Here is a 17,212-nt window from a genome sequence, read left to right as displayed (position 1 = left end):
CGTACGTACGGTGCAATGAGAGGTGCTGGGGGTAACTCCCCACATCTACTCTATTACTTATTCCCTATGTACAAAAGACTTGTTTACGACTCGTATCTCCGAAAGATAGGAATCTGTGTTTCGGGTTTACGGGTGGTGTCTTACTTGTGCTCCATTTGTGCCTTTCGGGGGCACAATAGTGCTCTTTCTTAGGCACTTTTCCATCTTGGTGAGATAAGAAAATCTGCTTCGCATTCAGCTCTCTTATTTCCTTGTTTGATGAATGTTTGTAGTGATATAAAAAATAAAAATGCCAAACGTCCGAACTTTCATAAGGGGGAGTCAATCTCACAGTCCTTCTCAGACGAATGGCAGTACAAAGATACAAATAAATTCTGTAATAGCAATACCAAAACTACAAGAACTTGCATAAAAAATCCCTGCAACTGTACAGTTACAGGGATATTCTTATTTGTCTTGAAGTGGATTACTTCTTGTTGATAGCGAGGTCGATAGCTACGGCGATAGCTACAGTAGCACCTACCATTGGGTTGTTACCCATACCGAGGAAGCCCATCATCTCTACGTGAGCAGGAACTGAAGAAGAACCTGCGAACTGAGCGTCAGAGTGCATACGGCCCATAGTATCAGTCATACCGTATGAAGCAGGACCAGCAGCCATGTTGTCTGGGTGCAAAGTACGACCTGTACCACCACCAGAAGCTACTGAGAAGTATGGCTTGCCAGCGGCAATACGCTCCTTCTTATAAGTACCGGCTACTGGGTGCTGGAAACGTGTAGGGTTGGTAGAGTTACCTGTGATAGATACGTCTACGTCCTCGCTCCAGTTGATAGCAACACCCTCACGTACGTCGTCAGCACCATAGCAGTTAACCTTAGCACGTGGGCCATCGCTGTAAGCGATACGGTTAACAACCTTCAACTCACCTGTGTAGTAGTCGAACTTGGTCTGTACGTATGTGAAACCGTTGATACGGCTGATGATCTGAGCAGCATCCTTGCCAAGACCGTTCAAGATAACGCGCAATGGGTTCTTACGAACCTTGTTAGCCATCTCGGCGATCTTGATAGCACCCTCAGCAGCAGCGAAAGACTCGTGACCTGCCAAGAAAGCGAAGCACTGTGTCTCCTCGCGGAGCAGACGGGCAGCCAAGTTACCATGACCGAGACCTACCTTACGGTCATCGGCAACAGAACCAGGGATGCAGAAAGCCTGCAGACCGATACCGATAGCCTCAGCAGCGTCGGCAGCTGTCTTGACACCTTTCTTGATAGCGATAGCAGCACCGGCTACATACGCCCACTTAGCGTTCTCGAAGCAGATACGCTGAGTGTCTTCACACATCTGATAAGGATCAACACCTGCGTCCTCGCAGATTTGATTAGCCTCTTCCAAGCTCTTGATACCGTTAGCATTCAGAGCTGCAAGAACTTGCTTCTCGCGACGTTCCTGACTTTCGTAACTTACTTTTCTAATCATATCTGTATCTCCTTATTATTCTTTACGTGGATCAATTGCTTTAACAACACCCTGCTCAGCAGTTGTACGACCGTAGCTACCTGTGAACTTCTTGACAGCCTCGTTGGCGTCCATACCGTTCTTGATAGCCTCCATCATCTTGCCGAGGTGTACATACTCATAACCACAAACCTGGCTGTCCTTGTCGAGGAACTGCTTTGTGATGTAACCCTCTGTCAACTCAAGGTAACGTGTACCCTTAGCTACTGTACCATAGAGAGTACCAGTCTGTGAACGAAGACCCTTACCCAAGTCCTCAAGACCAGCGCCGATAACAAGACCGCCCTCAGAGAAAGCGCTCTGGCTACGACCGTAAACAATCTGGAGGAAGAGCTCGCGCATAGCTGTGTTGATAGCGTCGCAAACGAGGTCGGTGTTCAATGCTTCAAGGATGGTCTTACCTGGAAGAATCTCAGAAGCCATAGCTGCTGAGTGAGTCATACCAGTACAACCGATAGTCTCAACGAGAGCCTCCTGGATGATACCGTCCTTGATGTTGAGTGACAATTTACAAGCACCCTGCTGAGGTGCACACCAACCCACACCGTGGGTGTAACCAGAGATGTCCTTGATCTCTTTTGCCTGAATCCATTTTCCCTCCTCAGGAATTGGAGCTGGTCCGTGGTTAGGACCCTTAGCGACAACGCACATGTTGTCTACTTCTTTAGAATAGATCATATTCGCTAAATTTTTTATATTAGTATATAAAATGTTTGAATACATTCAATATGACGGAATGTCTGACGTAAGACACAGAATTCCGACCACAAAAGTACGATTTTTTTTACGAAAAGGGGCAAATTATATATTCTTTTTAACTCTTTAAACTCATTTTTTCGGTTTTTCTTTGGTTTGTGCGCTTTTTGGTGTATCTTTGCAAACTGAAAATTGCAATTTTTAATGATTATATGACGCAGGTTAAGATAAATGACAGTGTGCTGCGCAAAGCGGCAGAGGCAGGTATGGACGAGTTTGTGCAGGCTTTTGTGGATGCCATCAGAAACGCTTTGGGCGGTGAGCTCAATGCGCAGAACATGGCTGAGCTCAACAGCGACCAGATTACACTCTTGGCATGGGACGTGCTGCATCAGGAGATGATGGACGGAGGAATGGTACAGCTCATACACAATGGTTATGGAGGTTTTATCTTCAAGAATCCTACCGACAAGGCGTTCCGTAACTGGGGGGTCGCAGGACTGTACAAACTTATCAACAAGGCCCACAAGTGTTATAACTTGGCCCACGAGGACATAGAGCGCGACATGAGCGACGAGGAGTTCATGGCTCTCTATGAGAAGTATCCGTTCTTTGATGATTTCGACGATGATTTCGTTGAGAACGAGGAGCAGTGGACTGCTCAGGTGGCTTGTTATATCGACGAGCATATTGAACTTTTCGCCACCGTGGAGGAGAAGTAGTGCGCCTGCGTGAATATATTTTTTAAAAAGGAGAGGATATAATGAATAAGCAAGAACAAGAGCTCCGCAAGAAGAGCCCTGTGCAGATAAGAAACAAGAAGGCGTCGTTTGAGTATTTCTTTGTCGACACCTATACTGCTGGCATCGTGCTCACTGGTACAGAAATTAAGTCGATAAGAGGTGGTAAAGCTTCTTTGGTAGACTGTTACTGCGATTTCTATAATGGTGAGTTGTGGGCTAAGGGCATGAATATTTCACCTTATTTCTATGGATCGTTCGGTAACCATGAGGCACGTCGTGACCGCAAGTTGCTGCTCAACAAGCGTGAGTTGCGCCGTTTGGAAGAAGATGCCAAGCAGCCAGGCTTCACCATTGTACCTACCCTCATCTTCATCGACGACCATGGCCGTGCCAAGGTCGACATCGCTCTGTGCAAGGGTAAGAAGGAGTATGACAAGCGTCAGACCCTGAAGGAGAAGGAAGACAGAAGAGAAATGGACAGGGCTATCAAGCACTTCTAACATTTAGTGAAGCGTAAATAACGACAAGTGAAAAATCCAATAGCATAAGAGGGTAACACATTATTATATATGGGGCATATCAACAGACTGAAAGAGCAATGTGACAGGAAAATACTGATTCTCGACGGTGCCATGGGCACGGAGATACAGAAATACAATCTTACTGAGGAAGACTTCAGGGGAGAGAGGTTTGCCGACGTGCCCGGACAGATGAAAGGCAATAATGACGTGCTGAACCTGACTCGTCCTGATGTCATCTCCGACATATACAGGCGCTATTTAGAGGCTGGAGCCGACATCATTTCTGCCAACACCTTCTCTTCGCAGCGTATCTCGCAAGCCGACTATCATCTGGAGGACTATGCCCGCGAGATGGCTTACCAGGGCGCAAGGTTGGCAAGGATACAGGCAGATCAGTTCTCTACACCCGATAAACCAAGATTTGTGGCAGGCGACGTGGGACCCACCAACAAGACGTGTTCCATGAGTCCTGATGTGAGCAATCCTGCTGCACGCGACATCACTTACGACGAACTCTTCGACGACTGCTGCGAACAGATAGACGGCCTGATAGAGGGAGGGGTGGATGTGATCCTCATCGAGACGGTTTTCGATACACTCAACTGCAAGGCAATGATAGACGCAGCCTTCACGATGATGAAGAAGCGTGGCGTGGAGTTGCCTGTGATGGTGAGTCTCACCGTTAGCGACCTGGCAGGAAGAACCCTCAGCGGACAGACGATAGAGGCTTTCCTTGCCAGTCTGTCGCCTTATCCTATCTTCTCGGTAGGCATGAACTGTGCTTTCGGTGCCCCGCAGATGAAGCCTTTCATAGAGCGTATGGGAAAGATTGCACCTTATTATATTAGTGCGCATCCCAATGCCGGACTGCCCAACGAGATGGGTGCCTACGACGAGACACCTGAAAGTATGGCGCCCCAGATTGCCGAGTTTATCGACGAAGGACTGGTCAATATCATTGGCGGATGCTGTGGTACTACGCCCGATTTCATAGCCCGATATGCGCAGATGGCAGAGGGAAAGAAACCTCATGTCGTAACTCAGCGACCACAGTATATGTGGCTATCAGGTCTCGACCTGCTGCAGGTGGATGATCATGTACATGCGCCGATAGACAGCTCACGTTTTGTCAATGTGGGTGAACGGTGCAATGTGGCAGGAAGCCGGAAGTTCCTGCGACTTATCAATGAGAAGAGTTATGAGGAAGCCCTCGGTATAGCCCGCAAGCAAGTAGCTGACGGGGCCGCTGTGGTAGACGTCAATATGGACGACGGACTGCTTGATGCCAAGGCCGAGATGGTGAATTTCCTCAATATGATAGCTGCCGAGCCCGAGATTGCCAAAGTGCCTATCATGATCGACTCGTCCAAATGGGATGTCATCACTGCCGGACTGAAGTGTTGTCAGGGCAAGTGTATCGTCAACTCCATATCGCTCAAGGAGGGCGAGGAAGTGTTTGTCGCTCATGCCAAGGATGTGCTCAGATACGGAGCCGCCTGTGTGGTGATGTGCTTTGACGAGGTAGGTCAGGCCACAACCTTTGAGCGCAGAATAGAGATAGCCGAGAGGGCTTACCATATATTGGTGGATCAGGTGGGGATGAACCCGCTTGATATCATCTTCGATCCTAACGTGCTCGCCATTGCCACAGGTATGGAGGAGCACGACAACTACGCTGTCGACTTCATACGGGCCACCGAGTGGATAACAACTCATCTGCCCGGAGCTCATGTCAGCGGAGGTGTGAGCAACCTGTCGTTCTCTTTCCGCGGAAACACCTATATACGTGAGGCTATCCACTCTGTGTTCCTGCATTATGCTCAGCAGAAGGGTATGGACTTCGGTATCGTCAATGCCAAGGCGCGGATGGACTATCACAAGATTCCCAAGGAACAGCTGGACATCATCGAGGATGTGGTGCTCAACCGCCGTAAGGGCGCTTACGAAGACCTCATCGAACTGGCTGCCGAGATCAAGGAGAAAGCCGATGCTGCAAAAGCTGCCAAGGCTGGGGGAGCAACCGCACCTAAGCCTGCTGCACCAGAGTGGAGAAAGGACAGCGTAGAGAACCGCTTGAAGTATGCCTTGCGCAAAGGCATATCCGACTTCCTGCAGGTCGATATCGACGAGGCATTGGGTAAATATCCTCATGCCGTCAATGTGATAGAAGGGCCGCTGATGGATGGCATGAACGAGGTGGGCGAACTCTTTGGCGAGGGCAAGATGTTCCTGCCACAGGTGGTGAAGACTGCCCGTACCATGAAGGCTGCCGTGTCTATACTTCAGCCGCATATAGAGGCAGAGAAGGAAGGCGGATCGTCGAAGGCAGGCAAGGTGGTCTTGGCAACGGTGAAAGGCGACGTACATGATATCGGAAAGAATATCGTGGCAGTGGTGATGTCGTGCAACAACTACGATGTGGTAGATCTCGGGGTGATGGTGCCTGCCGAGCAGATAGTAAGAAAAACTGTTGAGGAAAAAGCAGATGCCGTCGGACTGAGCGGACTCATCACTCCCTCGCTCGAGGAAATGGTGCATGTGGCTCAACAGATGCAGAATGCAGGATTGCGGCTTCCCATCATGGTGGGAGGAGCCACTACCAGCGAGATGCATGTGGCTCTGAAGATAGCTCCCGTGTACGACGGCCCCGTGGTATGGGTGAAGGATGCCAGTCTGAATGCCGGTATCTGTGCCCGTTTGTTCGGTAAAGACGGTGCAGCCTATGAGGCGGAACTGAAGCGGCGATACGAGCAGCTCAGACAGAAATATCATGAGCAGCAGGCCCGTTTGGGAAGTCTGCAGGAAGCCCGTGAGAATAAACTTAACTTGTTTTGAAAAAAGAGGAGAAACAGCAGTTTTGAAACAACAATAACATATCAGGATAAATGATACAGACAATTATTTTCGACTTCGGTGGCGTGATCGCTACCCTCGACGGCGATGAAGCCAAGAAACGTTTTAGCGACTTAGGAGTCGCTGATGTAGACCGCGTACTCGACCCCTATCGCCAGCAAGGCTTCTTTGGTGATTTGGAAGAAGGCAAGATAGGAGAGGAGGAATTTCGCCGAAAGTTGGGCGAGATGTGTGGTCGCGAACTTACCTTCGATGAGGTGAGGCATTGTTGGCTGGGCTATATGAAAGAGCTTCCGTTCTATAAGTTGGATGCCCTGAAGGAGTTGCGTCGTAAGGGTTTTCGTGTCGTTATGCTCTCCAATACCAATCCTTATGTCATGGATTGGGCTGAGAGTCCGGAGTTCTCTGGCGATGGCCATTCTGTCGATTATTATTTCGATTCTATGTATCGCAGTTATGAGATGGGCTGTATGAAGCCCGACGAGATGTTCTTCCGTCGTGTGTTGGCTCAGGAGCACATTCTTCCCGAAGAGACACTCTTCGTCGACGATGGTCCACGCAACTGTGCGGCAGCAAGCGAGTTGGGGATAAATACCTATTGTCCTGCCAATGGTGCCGACTGGACAGATGAAATATACAAATTTCTGACTGCCGGCTTACGATAATGACTTCGAAGGTCAAGAAAGTAAGTTTTATGGCAAAATGTTGGGCAATTTAAAAAAAAGATTGTACTTTTGCATTTGCAAAATAAGAAAATAACAAAAACAAGAAAATGGCAATCAAAAAGAAAAGATGGCATTGCCTGCCAGGTCAGCCACTTACCGATCTCGACAAGCAAGTCATGTATTGGGAGAGTAAGGGAAAGTTAGTTCCTACACGCGAGTTGATCAAGACTCCAGAACAGATAGAAGGCATCCGCAAGAGCGGAGTAGTGAATACGGGTTGTCTCGACGCTGTGGCAGAGGCTATTCGTCCGGGTATGAACACCCAGGAGATAGATGATATCTGTATGCAGTACTGCAAGGACCACGATGCCATTCCTGCCTGCCTCAACTATGAGGGCTACCCTAAGAGTGTGTGCACCAGCATCAACGAGGTGGTGTGCCATGGCATTCCAAAGGAGGAAGATGTTCTCCAGGAGGGTGATATCGTGAATGTGGATATGACTACCATCGTTGACGGATATTATGCCGATGCCAGCCGTATGTTTATCGTTGGTGGAAAGACAACTCCCGAGAAAGAACAGCTGGTACGCGTGGCAAAGGAATGTCTCGAGATAGGTATGGAGGTGGCTAAGCCTTACAGTTTTGTGGGCGACATCGGTCATGCCATCGAGAATCATTGCAAGAAATATGGATATGGTGTAGTGCGCGATCTCTGCGGACATGGTGTGGGACTTCAGTTCCACGAGGAGCCCGAGGTGTTGCACTATGGACACAAGGGTACAGGCATGCTTCTGGTACCTGGTATGGTGTTCACCATTGAGCCTATGATCAACATGGGTACATGGAAGGTGTTTATCGATGCCGACGACCCATACGGATGGGAAGTTATCACTGGCGACGAGAAGCCATCGGCTCAGTGGGAGCATACACTCGTCATGACCGAGACTGGTGTGGAGATTCTTACACATTAAAGAACTATGAAGGATATATATATATTAGGTATAGAGAGCAGTTGCGACGATACCTCAGCCGCTGTGCTCAAGAATGGAGTGTTGCTGAGCAATGTCACAGCTTCACAGGAGGTGCACAAAGCCTATGGTGGCGTAGTGCCCGAGTTGGCTTCGCGTGCACATCAGCAGAACGTGGTGCCTGTTGTTGATCAGGCCATAGCGCGTGCAGGTATAAAGAAGGAAGACCTCAGTGCCGTGGCTTTCACACGTGGACCTGGTCTGATGGGTTCGTTGCTTGTTGGTGTGAGCTTTGCCAAGGGTTTTGCTCGCTCGCTTAATATCCCTCTCATTGATGTCAACCATCTGCAGGGACATGTCATGGCACACTTTATCAAGGAGTCGGACGACGACCAGAGTGCGCCTCCATTCCCCTTCATCTGTCTCTTGGTGAGTGGAGGAAACTCGCAGATAGTAAAGGTGAATGCCTATAACGATATGCAGGTGTTGGGACAGACCATCGACGACGCGGCAGGCGAGGCGATAGACAAGTGTGCTAAGGTGTTGGAGTGGGGCTATCCCGGTGGACCTGTAGTCGACAAGTATGCGCGACAGGGAAATCCTAAGGCCTTCACCTTTGCCGAGCCTCATATACAGGGTATGGACTACAGTTTCTCTGGTTTCAAGACCAGTTTCCTCTATAGCTTGCGCAAATGGGTGGCAGAGGATCCCGACTTCGTCGAGAAGAACAAGTACGACCTGGCAGCCAGCATCGAGTACACCATCGTAGATATCCTGATGAAGAAGTTGCGTATGGCAGTAAAACAGACAGGCATCAAATACGTGGCTGTGGCGGGAGGAGTTTCAGCCAACAACGGCTTGCGCAATGCCTTCCGTGATCATGCTCAGCGTTTCGGCTGGACGATTTATATTCCTAAGTTCAGCTATACCACGGACAATGCGGCCATGATAGCCTGCGTAGGTACATTCAAGTATCGTGACGGCGATTTTGCCAGCATCGATCTGCCTGCATACTCTAAGGTGACATTCAAATAGCAGCAAACACTTAACACTGATATAAATGGAATTTGAAAGCAAAATCTTGAGCAAGAATATTTCTGAATTGCTCTATAATAGTGAGAAAACATTGGGTACGGCAGAGAGTTGCACTGGCGGTAGAATCGCTGAGGCAATCATCTCTGTGCCAGGTGCTTCCAACTACTTCAAGGGTGGTATCGTATCTTATACCAACGAAGTGAAAGAGAACATCCTGAAGGTAAGTCACGAGGTACTGGAAGAGCAGACTGCCGTATGCGAGGAGGTGGCACGCGAAATGGTGCTTGGCGCCATTGATGCACTGAAGGTAGACTTCGCCATTTCGGCTACCGGTGTGGCAGGTCCTACAGGCGGTACAGCCGAGATACCTGTTGGTACCATCTGGATTGGTTATGGCAGCAAGGACGATGTGCGTACCCTCAAGCTTACCGAGGATTACGGTCGCGACATCAATCTCGCTATTGCCACCAATTCTGCCCTCAAGTCTATGTACAGCTTCCTCAAGGAGTACGAAGAAGACTTGAAGAAAGAAGGCTAACTCAAGTTTCGCAAGTTTAACCCCACACGCCCTGTGTCGCAAGTCTTGCCCCGCACGCCCTGTTTCGCAAGCTTTACCCCGCACGCCCTGTGTCGCAAGTCTTGCCCCACACGCCCTGAAAGGGCAGAAGCTCTTAGCCCAGGGCAACGCCCTGGGTTATTACGGACGCAAACCTGTCGCCCTGTAAGGGCAAAAGCTTTAAAACTCCAAACAAAACTTAAGGCTTTTTCCCTTACAGGGCTTTAGCAATCTTGCCACTGTTATGCTTGATTCGACATAACCCCGTGTCAGTCAATAAAATCGACGTGAAACCACTCTTATAGAGCCCAAAAGTATAAAAAATCCTTAAAAGATTGTTTTCTTTAAGGGATTCTTTTGTAAATACCAAAAATATTTGTAATTTTGCACCCTGTTTGGAATAGGTATCAATTAACGAATTAGAAAATTAAAGATAGAAATGTCTAAGATTTGTCAAATTACAGGTAAGAAGGCACAGTTAGGTTGTAATGTGTCTCACTCAAAGCATCGTACAAAGAGAAGCTTTGACGTTAACCTTTTCAGCAAGAAATTCTACTATGTAGAAGAGGGTTGCTGGATTAGCCTTAAGATCAGTGCTGCTGGTCTTCGTCTCATTAACAAGGTTGGTCTTGATGCAGCTTTGAAGCAGGCTGTGTCTAAGGGCTTCGTAGATTGGAAGGACATTAAAGTTATAGGAGAATAAATATCATGGCAAAGAAAGCAAAAGGTAATAGAGTACAGGTTATCCTCGAGTGCACTGAACATAAGAACAGTGGTATGCCAGGTACAAGCCGTTACGTGACTACAAAGAATCGTAAGAATACTCCTGAGCGTCTCGAACTGATGAAATATAATCCAATCTTGAAGAAGATGACTCTTCACAAGGAGATTAAGTAAGCACGCTTACAACAGTTTATAACAATATTTTAAAGTTTAGATAGACTATGGCAAAGAAAGCGGTCGCTACCCTCCACGAAGGTAACATGGATGGTCGCGCATATACAAAGGTTATCAAGATGGTTAAGAGCCCAAAGACAGGTGCATATTGCTTCGATGAGAAGATGGTACCTAACGAGGCTGTTAAAGATTTCTTCAAAGCCTAATCATTTTTAGGATTTTAAGTAATCAATATACTTTAAGTAAGGCTGCATTTCGTAAGATTTGCAGCCTTATTCTTTGTATATACAATTATTTTTCCTATCTTTGCACTCAAATATAATGTAAATATGGGATTATTCGGATTTTTTAGCAGCAAGAATAAGGAAACACTCGACAAGGGACTCGAGAAAACCAAGGAGAGTGTGTTTGGTAAGTTGGCTCGCATCGTAGCGGGCAAGTCTACTGTCGATGATGATGTCCTCGATGATTTGGAGGAGATTCTCATTACATCCGACGTGGGTGTTGACACCACAGTGAAGATCATCCACCGCATTGAGGAGCGTGTGGCTACCGACAAGTATGTGTCTACCTCTGAGCTCGACAGAATCCTGCGTGAGGAGATAGCCAAGTTGTTGGAGGAGAATCATACGGGTGACAATGCCGACTGGAGTCTTCCTGCCGACCACAAGCCTTACGTCATCCTGGTGGTAGGTGTCAATGGTGTGGGCAAGACCACCACTATCGGCAAGTTGGCTTACCAGTTCAAGAAGGCTGGCAAGAAAGTCTATTTAGGCGCTGCCGATACCTTCCGTGCTGCTGCGGTGGAGCAGATCTCTATCTGGGGCGAGCGAGTGGGTGTGCCTGTTGTCAAGCAGCAGATGGGTTCCGACCCTGCTTCTGTGGCTTTCGACACCTTGCAGAGTGCCAAGGCCAATGGAGCTGATGTTGTTATCATCGATACGGCAGGACGTCTTCACAACAAGGTGGGCTTGATGAATGAGCTCAAGAAGATCAAGGATGTGATGAAGAAGGTTCTTCCCGAGGCTCCTGATGAGGTTTTGCTTGTTCTCGATGGCAGTACGGGTCAGAATGCTTTCGAGCAGGCCAAGCAGTTCTCTGCTGTTACCAACATTACCTCGCTTGCCATTACCAAACTGGATGGTACAGCCAAGGGTGGTGTGGTGATAGGTATTTCCGACCAGCTCAAGGTGCCAGTGAAGTACATTGGTCTGGGTGAGGGAATGGAAGACCTGCAGTTGTTCAACAAGGTAGAGTTTGTAGACTCTTTGTTTAAGAAAGGAAAGTGAAAAAGAATACGATAGATATCATCACCATGGGCTGTTCCAAGAATTTGGTGGACAGCGAATTGCTGATGAAACAATTTGAAGCCAACGGCTATCATTGCGTGCACGACTCTAAGCGTCCGCAGGGCGAGATAGCTGTCATCAACACTTGTGGTTTTATTGAGGATGCCAAGCAGGAGAGCATCGATACCATCCTTGAGTTTGTACAGCGCAAGCAGGAGGGACGGTTGAAGAAGCTCTATGTGATGGGCTGTCTTTCGCAGCGTTATCAGAAAGAGCTGGAGAAAGAGATTCCTGAGGTCGATAAGTTTTACGGCAAGTTCAACTACAAGCAGTTGTTGGGCGAGTTGGGCAAGGCTGATGTTCCTTCCTGTGATGGTCATCGCCATCTCACCACTCCCCGTCATTATGCTTATGTCAAGATAGCCGAGGGCTGCGACCGTCATTGTGCCTATTGTGCCATCCCTATCATCACCGGCAAACATGTAAGCCGTCCTAAGGAGGAGATTCTTCAGGAGGTTCGTGATATGGTGGCAGAGGGCGTCAAGGAATTCCAGATCATAGCACAGGAGCTGACTTATTATGGTATCGACCTCGACGGTAAGCATCACATCACCGACCTGATCAGTGATATGGCTGATATTCCTGGGGTGAAGTGGATTCGTCTGCATTATGCTTATCCCAACCAGTTCCCAATGGACTTGCTTGATGTGATGCGCGAGAAGGAGAATGTATGCAGTTATCTTGATATCGCCCTTCAGCATATCAGCGACCACATGCTTACCCGTATGCGCCGCCATGTCAGCAAGCAGGAGACTATGGAGCTTATCAAGCAGTTGCGCGAGCGTGTGCCGGGCATACATATCCGCACCACACTGATGGTTGGCTTCCCTGGCGAGACCGAAGAGGATTTTGCCGAACTGATGGAGTTTGTACGTTGGGCGCGCTTCGAGCGTATGGGTGCCTTTGCCTATTCTGAGGAAGAAGGAACCTACAGTGCCATCCATTATGAGGACGATGTGCCTCAGGAGGTGAAGCAGAAGCGACTCGACCAGCTCATGGCCCTCCAGCAGGATATCAGTGCAGAGATCGAGGCTGAGAAGGTAGGGCAGAAGATGAAGGTCATCGTCGACAGGAAGGAAGGCGATTACTATATCGCCCGTTCCGAGTTCTGCTCGCCCGAGGTAGACCCTGAGGTGCTGATCAAAGCTGACAAGCGTCTGCGTGTGGGGCAGTTCTATCAGGTGCGTATCACCTCCAGCGACGAGTTCGACCTCTATGCAGAATTTGTATAGTATAGTTGCATTCTGATGCTTTTATATAGTAGTCCATAGCTCAAGGTTTTCCCTTAGGCTATGGACTTTTGCTTTTTATCTTTCCTTGTCAGTTCATTCTTCCTTGGTCTCTTTCATCCTCGTGGACTTTCATCTCCTTACGGTCTTTCCTTGAAAAAATGCTCCAACGCATCAAAAAAAATGAAGGGGAAAGAAAAAGAATTGGAAAAATATCATTAACTTTGCAATCAAAATAAAAAATAGACTACGATGAAATACCTATTATTCTCTGATATTCATGGCTGTTTGCCAGCCTTGCAGCGTGCACTCGACTTTTTCGAGGCGCAGAAGTGTGACATGATGTGCATCTTGGGCGACATCATCAACTACGGACCCCGCAACCGCATACCTGAGGGCATAGACCCCAAGGGCATTGTGGAACGTCTCAACAACCTGGCAGACAAGATCGTTGCCGTACGAGGCAACTGTGATGCAGAGGTGGACCAGATGCTGCTCGATTTCCCCATCATGGAGACGTATGCCCTTTTGGTGGATGGCGGCAAGCGTTATCTGCTCACCCATGGTCATATATATAATAAGGAGAATATGCCCAAGGGTCCTTATGATGCCATCATCTATGGTCACAGCCATCTCTGGGAACTCTCGCGCAATGCCGAGGGTAAGGCCATCTGCAATACGGGCAGCATCACCTTTCCCAAGGGAGGCAATCCCCCTACACTTGCCACTCTCGAGGATGGCAAGTTTACTATGTACAACCTCGATACCCTTGAGGTCATAGGCTCTTTTGATATGTTGGAGGCATAGAAAGTTCAATCAATAATACAATAATGATAGAGGAATATCAAATCCGGATTCTGCCAGAACAGGCAGCCAGTGAGGAAGGTATCAAGCGTTACCTGTCCAAGGAGAAAGGAATAGACGTGCGGACATTGAACCAGGTGAGGGTGCTCAAGCGAAGCATCGACGCCAGGCAGCGTACCATCTACGTGAATTTGAAGGTGCGTGCCTATATCAATGAGTTCGCACAGGACGACCAATACATACATACCGAATATTCTGATGTGAGCTCACGCCCTCGTGTGGTAGTGGTGGGCGAGGGACCTGGCGGTCTTTTTGCTTCCCTGCGACTTATCGAGTTGGGCTATCGTCCTGTGGTGCTCGAACGAGGCAAGGACGTGCGCGAGCGCAAGAAGGACCTCTCCAACATTACCAAGACCCAGAAGGTGGATGCCGAAAGCAACTATTGTTTTGGTGAGGGTGGAGCAGGTGCCTACAGCGATGGAAAGCTGTATACCCGCAGCAAGAAACGCGGCAGTGTGGACAAGATACTGAATGTCTTCTGCCAGCATGGAGCCAATACCAACATTCTGGCTGATGCCCATCCCCATATAGGAACCGACAAACTGCCGCGTGTGATAGAAAACATGCGCAACACCATCCTTCAGTGTGGGGGTGAGGTGCATTTCCAAACCAAGATGACCTCCTTCATCATCGATGGCGACAAGGTGATAGGTGTCGAGGCTGTCAACCTGCAGACGGGTGCCGAGGAGACCTATCGTGGTCCGGTTATCCTGGCTACAGGACATAGTGCGCGTGATGTGTATCGCTATCTCGCAGCCTCTATGATTGAGATAGAGGCCAAAGGCATCGCCGTGGGTGTGCGTCTGGAGCATCCCGCTCATCTCATCGATCAGATACAGTATCATAACAAGAATGGACGTGGCAAGTATCTTCCTGCTGCAGAATACAGTTTCGTTACTCAGGTAGACGGACGTGGCGTGTACAGTTTCTGTATGTGTCCCGGTGGATTTGTCATCCCTGCCGCTACCGGACCTCAGCAGCTTGTGGTCAACGGTATGAGTCCAAGCAACCGAGGCACGGCATGGAGCAACTCGGGCATGGTGGTGGAGACCCATCCCGAGGATGTGGCATCTTTTGTCCAGGAACATCAGGCGATATTACAGTCGGATGCCTCTCTCTCATCCTCGGCAGAGGAGGAAGTTCTGACTCCCGATTCACCACTCACGATGATGTATTTCCAGCAGATTGTGGAGAAGCAGTGCTGGCAGCAGGGCAATATGAAGCAGACGGCACCAGCCCAGCGCATGGCCGACTTTGTGAACAACCGTTTGAGCTACGACCTTCCCAAGAGCAGTTATGCCCCGGGTCTTATCAGCAGTCCTCTCCATTTCTGGATGCCTGCCTTTGTGAGCAAGCGTCTGCAGGAAGGATTCAAGACCTTCGGCAAGAATGCGCATGGCTTCCTTACCAACGAGGCCACGCTCATCGCCATGGAGACCCGTACCTCTTCGCCCGTCCGTATTCTTCGCGACTGCGACACCCTGCAGCATGTACGTCTGCAGGGACTCTTCCCCTGTGGTGAAGGCGCAGGATATGCAGGAGGCATCGTGTCGGCAGGAGTCGACGGAGAACGCTGTGCCGAAATGTGCGCTGAGTATTTGAAGAAACTTGAATAAATAATCTTAAAACATTTGCATGGTACAAAAAAATATTGTATTTTTGTGAGCACTAAATGTACTAAGCAAATAAAATCTAATTTATCAATATACAAAAACAAAACTATTATGGTAAGTTCTAACATTCCACAGGTCAAGCTGGGTATTATCGCCGTAAGCCGTGACTGTTTCCCTATCGCGCTTTCTACTCAGCGCCGTGAAAACATTGTAAAAGAATACAAAGGAGAAATTTTCAACTGCCAGACAACAGTTGAGAATGAGAAAGATATGCTCAAGGCTGTCGCCGAGGTAAAGGAGCAGGGCTGCAACGCCTTGGTGGTCTTCCTTGGCAACTTCGGTCCTGAGACACCAGAGACACTTATTGCCAAGAACTTTGACGGTCCTTGCATGTTTGTTGCTGCTGCCGAGGGTGATGGCGACATGATCAATGGTCGTGGTGATGCTTACTGCGGTATGCTCAACTGCTCTTACAACCTGGGTATGCGTCATCTCAAGGGTTATATCCCAGAGTATCCAGTTGGTACAGCAGCCGAAGTGGCTAAGATGATTGCCGACTTCGTTCCTGTAGCTCGTGTCATCCTCGGTCTGAAGGGCTTGAAGATCATCACCTTCGGTCCACGTCCTCAGGACTTCTTCGCTTGCAACGCTCCTATCAAGGGCTTGTACGAACTGGGTGTAGAGATAGAGGAGAACTCAGAGCTTGACTTGCTCGTATCTTACAAAGAGCACGAGAACGACCCACGTATCGACGACGTTTGCAAGGATATGGCAGCCGAGATGGGCGAGGGTAAGTACTATCCTGACCTGAGCCGTCGTATGGCACAGTTTGAGCTCACATTGCTCGACTGGGCTGAGAATCACAAGGGTTCTCGCCAGTATGTAGCCTTTGCCGACAAGTGCTGGCCTGCATTCCCAAGCCAGTTTGGTTTCGAGCCTTGCTATGTCAACAGCCGTCTGGCAAGCCGTGGCATCCCTGTAGCCTGCGAGGTCGACATCTATGGTGCTCTTTCTGAGTACATCGGCATGTGTGCTTCTGATGATACAGTGACATTGCTCGACATCAACAACTCAGTTCCTCGGTATATCTACGATGAGGACATTGTGGGCAAGTACGACTATAAGTTGACAGACACCTTCATGGGTTTCCACTGTGGCAACACACCTCAGTGCAAGATGTGCTCTACACGTGCCATCAAGTATCAGCTCATCCAGAACCGTCTGTTGGAGAATGGTGGCAAGCCAGACTTCACCCGTGGTACTTTGGAGGGTGACATTGCTGCCAGCGACATCACATTCTATCGTCTGCAGTGCGACTCAGAGGGCAACTTGCGTTCTTATATCGCTGAGGGCGAGGTGCTCGATGTTCCTACACGTTCTTTCGGTGGTATCGGTATCTTCGCTATTCCAGAGATGGGTCGCTTCTATCGTCACGTATTGATCCAGAAGGGGTATCCTCATCATGGTGCCGTAGCCTTCTCTCATGTAGGCAAGACACTCTTCGAGGCCTTCAAGTTCCTGGGCATTAAGGACATCGCTTACAACCAGCCAGCCAGCTTGCCTTACCCAACAGAGAATCCTTGGAAATAATTTAGGTCTCAACTTTCGCAAATGGGGAAGTTGAATAAGTTAAAGGGCGATTGCTCATTATCCGTAAAGGAAATGGCAATCGCCCTTTTTTATTCTTTTATCAGTTGTTGTACT

At 48.8% G+C, this 17,212-nt stretch carries 17 protein-coding genes; 15 read left to right on the top strand and 2 right to left on the bottom strand.

All coding sequences use genetic code 11. The annotated features are described in order from the left end of the window. Positions 1 to 466: 466 nt before the first annotated feature. Both F7D20_RS02845 and F7D20_RS02840 read right to left on the bottom strand, forming a co-directional pair. A complete protein-coding gene (locus F7D20_RS02845) occupies positions 467 to 1,480 on the bottom strand; it encodes a GGGtGRT protein (protein ID WP_022121816.1) in 1,014 nt (337 codons plus the stop codon). A 15-nt stretch (positions 1,481 to 1,495) separates the two neighbouring features. After that, positions 1,496 to 2,197, bottom strand: a complete 702-nt coding sequence (locus F7D20_RS02840) for an iron-sulfur cluster assembly scaffold protein (protein WP_158462760.1) — start codon at positions 2,195 to 2,197, stop codon at positions 1,496 to 1,498. A 230-nt stretch (positions 2,198 to 2,427) separates the two neighbouring features. On the opposite strand from F7D20_RS02840, the gene F7D20_RS02835 reads away from it, so the two are divergent. The 15 genes from F7D20_RS02835 (at position 2,428) to F7D20_RS02765 (ending at position 17,098) form a co-directional block, all read left to right on the top strand. Further along, positions 2,428 to 2,937 (top strand): DMP19 family protein, encoded by a 510-nt coding sequence (locus F7D20_RS02835; RefSeq protein WP_158462759.1) that lies wholly within the window; start codon positions 2,428 to 2,430, stop codon positions 2,935 to 2,937. A gap of 41 nt (positions 2,938 to 2,978) precedes the next feature. After that, positions 2,979 to 3,458 (top strand): SsrA-binding protein SmpB, encoded by a 480-nt coding sequence (smpB, locus tag F7D20_RS02830; RefSeq protein ID WP_022253100.1) that lies wholly within the window; start codon positions 2,979 to 2,981, stop codon positions 3,456 to 3,458. Between the two features lie 69 nt (positions 3,459 to 3,527). Next, positions 3,528 to 6,314 (top strand): methionine synthase, encoded by a 2,787-nt coding sequence (metH, locus tag F7D20_RS02825; RefSeq protein ID WP_158462758.1) that lies wholly within the window; start codon positions 3,528 to 3,530, stop codon positions 6,312 to 6,314. Positions 6,315 to 6,364: 50 nt separating this feature from the next. Next, positions 6,365 to 6,997 carry an HAD family hydrolase gene (locus F7D20_RS02820; RefSeq protein WP_022253098.1) on the top strand — a complete coding sequence of 211 codons (633 nt, stop codon included), beginning with the start codon at positions 6,365 to 6,367 and terminating at the stop codon, positions 6,995 to 6,997. Between the two features lie 107 nt (positions 6,998 to 7,104). Then, positions 7,105 to 7,968 carry a type I methionyl aminopeptidase gene (gene map, locus F7D20_RS02815; protein ID WP_158462757.1) on the top strand — a complete coding sequence of 288 codons (864 nt, stop codon included), beginning with the start codon at positions 7,105 to 7,107 and terminating at the stop codon, positions 7,966 to 7,968. A gap of 6 nt (positions 7,969 to 7,974) precedes the next feature. Next, positions 7,975 to 9,000 carry a tRNA (adenosine(37)-N6)-threonylcarbamoyltransferase complex transferase subunit TsaD gene (gene tsaD / locus F7D20_RS02810; RefSeq protein ID WP_022253096.1) on the top strand — a complete coding sequence of 342 codons (1,026 nt, stop codon included), beginning with the start codon at positions 7,975 to 7,977 and terminating at the stop codon, positions 8,998 to 9,000. 25 nt (positions 9,001 to 9,025) lie between these two features. Further along, on the top strand, positions 9,026 to 9,538 hold the full coding sequence (locus F7D20_RS02805; RefSeq protein ID WP_158462756.1) for a CinA family protein: 513 nt from the start codon (positions 9,026 to 9,028) through the stop codon (positions 9,536 to 9,538). A gap of 457 nt (positions 9,539 to 9,995) precedes the next feature. After that, positions 9,996 to 10,259, top strand: a complete 264-nt coding sequence (gene rpmB / locus F7D20_RS02800; protein ID WP_022252361.1) for a 50S ribosomal protein L28 — start codon at positions 9,996 to 9,998, stop codon at positions 10,257 to 10,259. A 5-nt stretch (positions 10,260 to 10,264) separates the two neighbouring features. Then, on the top strand, positions 10,265 to 10,453 hold the full coding sequence (rpmG, locus tag F7D20_RS02795; RefSeq protein ID WP_006849045.1) for a 50S ribosomal protein L33: 189 nt from the start codon (positions 10,265 to 10,267) through the stop codon (positions 10,451 to 10,453). A gap of 47 nt (positions 10,454 to 10,500) precedes the next feature. After that, entirely contained in the window at positions 10,501 to 10,659 is a 159-nt protein-coding gene (locus F7D20_RS02790) for a DUF4295 domain-containing protein (protein WP_022252362.1), read from the top strand. A gap of 123 nt (positions 10,660 to 10,782) precedes the next feature. Next, complete coding sequence (gene ftsY / locus F7D20_RS02785) at positions 10,783 to 11,742, top strand: signal recognition particle-docking protein FtsY (RefSeq protein WP_022252363.1); 960 nt, start codon at positions 10,783 to 10,785, stop codon at positions 11,740 to 11,742. Further along, on the top strand, positions 11,739 to 13,034 hold the full coding sequence (gene rimO, locus F7D20_RS02780) for a 30S ribosomal protein S12 methylthiotransferase RimO (RefSeq protein ID WP_367383904.1): 1,296 nt from the start codon (positions 11,739 to 11,741) through the stop codon (positions 13,032 to 13,034). Before ftsY ends, rimO begins: the two co-directional genes overlap by 4 nt. 249 nt (positions 13,035 to 13,283) lie before the next feature. After that, complete coding sequence (gene yfcE / locus F7D20_RS02775; protein WP_158462755.1) at positions 13,284 to 13,838, top strand: phosphodiesterase; 555 nt, start codon at positions 13,284 to 13,286, stop codon at positions 13,836 to 13,838. A 23-nt stretch (positions 13,839 to 13,861) separates the two neighbouring features. Further along, on the top strand, positions 13,862 to 15,511 hold the full coding sequence (locus F7D20_RS02770; protein ID WP_158462754.1) for an NAD(P)/FAD-dependent oxidoreductase: 1,650 nt from the start codon (positions 13,862 to 13,864) through the stop codon (positions 15,509 to 15,511). 108 nt (positions 15,512 to 15,619) lie between these two features. Next, positions 15,620 to 17,098, top strand: a complete 1,479-nt coding sequence (locus F7D20_RS02765; protein ID WP_158462753.1) for an L-fucose/L-arabinose isomerase family protein — start codon at positions 15,620 to 15,622, stop codon at positions 17,096 to 17,098. Positions 17,099 to 17,212 lie beyond the last annotated feature (114 nt).

This window comes from Segatella copri (assembly GCF_009495355.1).
In the GTDB taxonomy this organism is placed as follows: domain Bacteria; phylum Bacteroidota; class Bacteroidia; order Bacteroidales; family Bacteroidaceae; genus Prevotella.
The sequence above is the reverse complement of the archived record's forward strand: the minus strand, read 5'-3'. Positions and strand labels throughout refer to the sequence as shown.

What these genes read in the sequence shown, in the direction of transcription:
- F7D20_RS02845 (WP_022121816.1), bottom strand. Translation starts at nt 1,480, where the DNA reads ATGATTAGAAAAGTAAGTTACGAAAGTCAGGAACGTCGCGAGAAGCAA.
- F7D20_RS02840 (WP_158462760.1), bottom strand. Translation starts at nt 2,197, where the DNA reads ATGATCTATTCTAAAGAAGTAGACAACATGTGCGTTGTCGCTAAGGGT.
- F7D20_RS02835 (WP_158462759.1), top strand. Translation starts at nt 2,428, where the DNA reads ATGACGCAGGTTAAGATAAATGACAGTGTGCTGCGCAAAGCGGCAGAG.
- smpB (WP_022253100.1), top strand. Translation starts at nt 2,979, where the DNA reads ATGAATAAGCAAGAACAAGAGCTCCGCAAGAAGAGCCCTGTGCAGATA.
- metH (WP_158462758.1), top strand. Translation starts at nt 3,528, where the DNA reads ATGGGGCATATCAACAGACTGAAAGAGCAATGTGACAGGAAAATACTG.
- F7D20_RS02820 (WP_022253098.1), top strand. Translation starts at nt 6,365, where the DNA reads ATGATACAGACAATTATTTTCGACTTCGGTGGCGTGATCGCTACCCTC.
- map (WP_158462757.1), top strand. Translation starts at nt 7,105, where the DNA reads ATGGCAATCAAAAAGAAAAGATGGCATTGCCTGCCAGGTCAGCCACTT.
- tsaD (WP_022253096.1), top strand. Translation starts at nt 7,975, where the DNA reads ATGAAGGATATATATATATTAGGTATAGAGAGCAGTTGCGACGATACC.
- F7D20_RS02805 (WP_158462756.1), top strand. Translation starts at nt 9,026, where the DNA reads ATGGAATTTGAAAGCAAAATCTTGAGCAAGAATATTTCTGAATTGCTC.
- rpmB (WP_022252361.1), top strand. Translation starts at nt 9,996, where the DNA reads ATGTCTAAGATTTGTCAAATTACAGGTAAGAAGGCACAGTTAGGTTGT.
- rpmG (WP_006849045.1), top strand. Translation starts at nt 10,265, where the DNA reads ATGGCAAAGAAAGCAAAAGGTAATAGAGTACAGGTTATCCTCGAGTGC.
- F7D20_RS02790 (WP_022252362.1), top strand. Translation starts at nt 10,501, where the DNA reads ATGGCAAAGAAAGCGGTCGCTACCCTCCACGAAGGTAACATGGATGGT.
- ftsY (WP_022252363.1), top strand. Translation starts at nt 10,783, where the DNA reads ATGGGATTATTCGGATTTTTTAGCAGCAAGAATAAGGAAACACTCGAC.
- yfcE (WP_158462755.1), top strand. Translation starts at nt 13,284, where the DNA reads ATGAAATACCTATTATTCTCTGATATTCATGGCTGTTTGCCAGCCTTG.
- F7D20_RS02770 (WP_158462754.1), top strand. Translation starts at nt 13,862, where the DNA reads ATGATAGAGGAATATCAAATCCGGATTCTGCCAGAACAGGCAGCCAGT.
- F7D20_RS02765 (WP_158462753.1), top strand. Translation starts at nt 15,620, where the DNA reads ATGGTAAGTTCTAACATTCCACAGGTCAAGCTGGGTATTATCGCCGTA.